The sequence below is a fragment of the Candidatus Culexarchaeum yellowstonense genome, from assembly GCF_024707025.1.
Taxonomy (GTDB): Archaea; Thermoproteota; Methanomethylicia; order Culexarchaeales; family Culexarchaeaceae; genus Culexarchaeum.
On the sequence record NZ_JANGFQ010000144.1, the window covers coordinates 1 to 2,675 of the forward strand.

Annotated in this window: 2 protein-coding genes; both read right to left on the reverse strand. The window is 41.4% G+C overall.

Translation table 11 applies throughout. The features are described from left to right. Positions 1-2,458: hypothetical protein (locus MRT15_RS09775; protein WP_304329907.1), on the reverse strand; the 2,458-nt coding region annotated here is incomplete at its 3' end. A gap of 31 nt (positions 2,459-2,489) precedes the next feature. Further along, a partial coding sequence (locus MRT15_RS09780; RefSeq protein WP_304329908.1) for a hypothetical protein occupies positions 2,490-2,675 on the reverse strand: 186 nt, incomplete at its 5' end.

The following is a 2,675-nucleotide window of genomic DNA, read 5'->3' on the forward strand; positions in this document are numbered from 1 at the left end:
CTTCGACATATCCATGCCTCTTGAATGCATCTGCAAAACTCTTCTCGATAACTGCTTCCTCACATGATTTGAATGGACCATAATACCTCCTATCCATGCCAATATATCTTACCATGTCACGTTTGAAGTGTACTCTAACGTAGCCAGGTGGAACTGGTGGGGGTTTAGGTTTAACCTTCTCAAGATACTTACTCGAAACTATCCTTCCATCCAAAGTTACAGTTACGGCTTTATCGGACTTCAATTCATCAATGAACTTGCTCAATTCAGCAGTATCATACCCCTCATCCGTAAGCCTCCTCAAGACATCATCGATCTTAACGTTTTCACCAACCTCATCATTCAACTTCTCAATGACTGATAGCACGACATCCTTTGTTAAAGGCTTAAGCTTAACTTCCTCAGCCCTCTTAACTGCTTCCTCAGGTTTAGATGTCTTCAAAGCCCAGTATCCACGCATATCCACCCTTACAGGTCCACTTGGCTTGCTAGGTGAAGGCTTAGATTCAACCAACCCCTTCTCTTCAAGTCTATGTAGCATGTCATATAGTGGCTCGGTTTGATACTCCTTCCCTAGAACTGCTTTAAGCTCATTAAAGCCTATTGCATCTGTATTCCATGAATCACATAAGTCCTTGATCGTCTTCAAAATTACTTCTTCAGTTAAAGGCTTCAATACTGTTGGGGCTTCTGGTAGAGTGTAGTATGATGTCCACCCCTCCTCAACCCTCTTAACCTTCCCCTCCCTAATCATTTTATCTAAAACTTCACTTAGCTTCTCGACATCAACAAACTTCCTTTTAAGTGTATTCTCAATTTCATCCCTTGAAACCCTTTCATGAGCTTTCCAAATCAATATGTCAATTATGTCATCTTCAGTTAAAGGCTTGATCCATCCAAGCTTCTCAACAGCCCTCTTAATTGGAATGTCGTTTGGAGCTATATATGCAGTGAAAAAGTCGGTTTCAAGCTTCAATGGCATGTAACTGTCAAATGAAACCCTCAACTTGACATCCCTCTTTGCAAGTGTTGATGTGAAGAATTGCTCAACGAGGTCTATGTCGAAGCCAGACATGAATCTACCAACATCCCACTGCACCAACTCCTCTGGAACTTCAACTTCCTCAAACACCTCTCCAGTTTCATCCATGAAGTATAGCATTGCCCTCCTAGGCCACTTGGAATCATATGCAATTGCAAAATACCTAACTGAAACCTCCCTTTCAGCCTTAACCTTCTTCTCAACATCCCTAAACATTTTAATGAAATCCTTGCTGCTAATTTCAAACATGTTTTTAAGCTCAATCTTAACTTCAGGCTCCTTGAACTCTTGCCTCTCCTTAACTGAGCCTATAACGGTCTTATCATAGTATACGTTGTTATCCTCCCTAACAGTGAACTCGACATCATGCTTGAATAGATTTGAAATTGCAATCAACTCCTTAACCCTATCCCTACTATTCCTGAAGTTCGAGACATATATTGGCTTTACACATGAATATTCATAGAAGAGGTATCTTGAAGCATATAGCCTTGCATATGTCGTCCTATATCTATCCATATTCCTAGCTTCAACACCATCCTCCCTAAAATACAATTCAGGTTCATCTGTATTGGAGTATAGATGCTCGAAAATCAACGTTGCATCATCATAATGCAACATTCCACCTGCAACCTTAACTGGCAGAGTCTTCTTGAAGACTTTAGGTGGACTACTAAATATTTGTGGTGCAACCCAAAACTTGAATTCAATGTAATATGGATAGAAATCCCTTGCATAAACGTATATTGGCATATCATCGGCATCAGTCATATTAACTTCAATTACAGACTTCTCCTTCACAGCTGATGGTGGGAGGAACTGTTCAATTAGAGGCAAACTATATGTGCTACTACATGTAGCCCCAATTTCAGGTTCAATTAAATGCTCCTTTGGAATTTCAATGTATACATCCCATGAACTATCAACTGCTGCAACGTTAAGCTCCCTCCCCTCATAATCCCATGCAAATCGAATGTAATCTGCACCAGCCCTCCTAGAATGCATTAGAAACCTCCTAAACAAAACTGCATCAAGCAAAACAGTGTTCACATAGCGAAATTCAGGTTTACTTGGAAATTCAGCTTCCCCAGGCTTCAAAACCCTCCCAACGATCTCTCCACCGAACTTCAAATCCTCACCATCAATCCACAATGCCACCTCCCCCTTCCTAGCCCCCTTCAAAGCCCCCTTCAAACCATACTCATCAAGCTTCACGTAGACTTCAACTGGACACTCATACTCCCTGAAAGCTTCAGGGAAGCATCTGAAATCATATAGAGTCATATGGTTTGGATCCATATTCTTGGCTTCCAAACCATCTGAAGTGAACCTAACAATCGGCTTATCAGTATTCGATGTAAGCAAATCGAATACTGCCTTCCAAACATCCATATCCCCAACTACCCTTAAACTCACCTTAAATCACCATATGAACATCCATGAATGTTTAAACTGGGAATAGCTTTGGTCCCCTTATGGCTCTAGCTCTACGCCTAACCTCCTCATACTCCTCCTCTTCCCTATCTGGGTTTCCTTCAGGTGGATCTGAAGCTATATCGATCAAGTCCTTTGCAATTGTAGCTGCATACTTCTTCTCCTCTGCGGTAAGCTTCCTCTCCCTCAAAACCCTCAA